This is a genomic window from Fodinibius roseus (assembly GCF_900129315.1).
Lineage (GTDB): Bacteria > Bacteroidota > Rhodothermia > Balneolales > Balneolaceae > Fodinibius > Fodinibius roseus.
In genome coordinates this window covers 1-1,674 of record NZ_FQUS01000058.1, presented here as the reverse complement: position 1 = coordinate 1,674, position 1,674 = coordinate 1, and the positions used below count along the sequence as shown (strand labels likewise).

The 1,674-nt window shown below is 58.4% G+C and carries 1 protein-coding gene; it reads left to right on the top strand.

Features of this window, described 5'->3' with window-relative positions:
* Window positions 1-113: 113 nt before the first annotated feature.
* On the top strand, window positions 114-1,445 hold the full coding sequence (locus BUB16_RS20975) for an IS1380 family transposase (protein WP_073068797.1): 1,332 nt from the start codon (window positions 114-116) through the stop codon (window positions 1,443-1,445).
* The last annotated feature ends 229 nt before the right edge of the window (window positions 1,446-1,674 follow it).

The following is a 1,674-nucleotide window of genomic DNA, read 5'->3' as shown; positions in this document are numbered from 1 at the left end:
CCTGAATCCGTGAGTTAATTTAAAATTAGTTATATAACTTTACTAATAACAAGCAGTTACCAGTTTTTGTATATTCACCTAACAGGTGAAGTTGCAAAATAACCTTCGGCCCCATGAATTTCGATATTGAATTGACATCCACTCCCATTACCTCCCACGCTGGTCTGGCCTTTATTGGCGAGCAGCTGACCGAGGCAAAATTTGAACATCACATGCAGACGCTCGTCCCCGGTCCTACGCGCAGCGACCGTATTCCCGACGCCGACCTGGCCAAGACGATGGTGGGGCTGATCTGCTGCGGCAAGCCGTATTTCGATGCGGTCGGGGACTATGCCGGCGATCCGTATTTCCCACACGTGTTGGGACTTTCCCGGCTCCCGTCGGCGCCGATCCTGCGCCAGCGCATCGAGGCCCTGCCCGAGGAAGCCGGGAAGGCCTTCCGTGGTTTTACCACCCGGTTGCTAGCCCGCCATCCACAGCAGCTGACCGAGGAGCTTCACGGGGAACCGTATTGTCCGATCCACATTGACGTCACCCCGATGGACAATTCCGGCTCGGCCAAAGAGGGCGTCTCATGCACCTACAAGAAGTTTGATGGCTACGCCCCCATCTTCGCCTATATAGGCCCCCATGGGTTTATGCTGGACAATCAGCTGCGGGCCGGCAAGACCCACTGCAACGGGGAGGGCACTCTCGAGTGGCTGAAGCAGGTCCTCAAGCGGGCTGAGGCGGCAAGTTCGACGCGCCGTCTCCTTGTTACCGACGCCGGCCACGATGCGGCCGATAACCTGCTGCTGTTCGGGCAGACCGCCGATACCGATTTTGTCGTTAAACGCAATATGCGCCGCGACGACCTGGCGGAGTGGCTTAAAAAGGCCAAACGACAGACCAGCGACCAGGCCCGCGAACATATCGACTGCGGCGCCTGTGGTTATTACGGGCAAGGGGAGCTGCCGCTGCCCGGCCACCCCGAGCAGAGGCTCCGGGTGGTATGGCGAGCCATCGAGCGGCAGGCCAGCCCGGACGGGCAACTGCTGGTCGAACCGGAAATTACTATTGAGGCCTACTGGACTTCCCTGGATTGGTCGCCCCAAGCCATCCAACGCTTCTACGAGAAGCGGGGCACCAGCGAGCAGTTCCACAGCGAACTTAAAACGGATCTGGATCTGGAGCGGCTACCCTCGGGGAAGCTTCAGGGGAACCAACACGTGCTTGATTTGGGGATGATAGCCTACAACCTGCTGCGGCTGCTCGGCCAGCAGATGCTCGGCTCCGGGCTGGTCCCGGGCCGTAAGTCTCAAAGCAAACGACTGCGGCTGCGAACCGTCATGCAAAACCTGATCTATATGGCGGGGCGGTGGATTTCTCATGCCCGCCAGTGGTGCCTCCGCATATTCGAGGGCCACGGCTGGGCCCAAGCGGCGCTCTCACTGGCCCCCGATTAAGTACATGGGGGGGGTATTTGCGAGTCCAATAGCTCAGTTGCCGACAGGCAACGAGGGCGTCGTAGCTCCCCGGGCAGCCGCCTATCTGCGGGCGGGGCCCGCCCGCAGCTGAAACCCAACGGGCAAGCCTCCAATGTTGTCGTTGAACAAGTCAGCGGGCAACGAACAGAGCAAATTCAAAAAATTAAATCAAAGAACGTAATTTATCCTCATAACTCACGGATTCAGG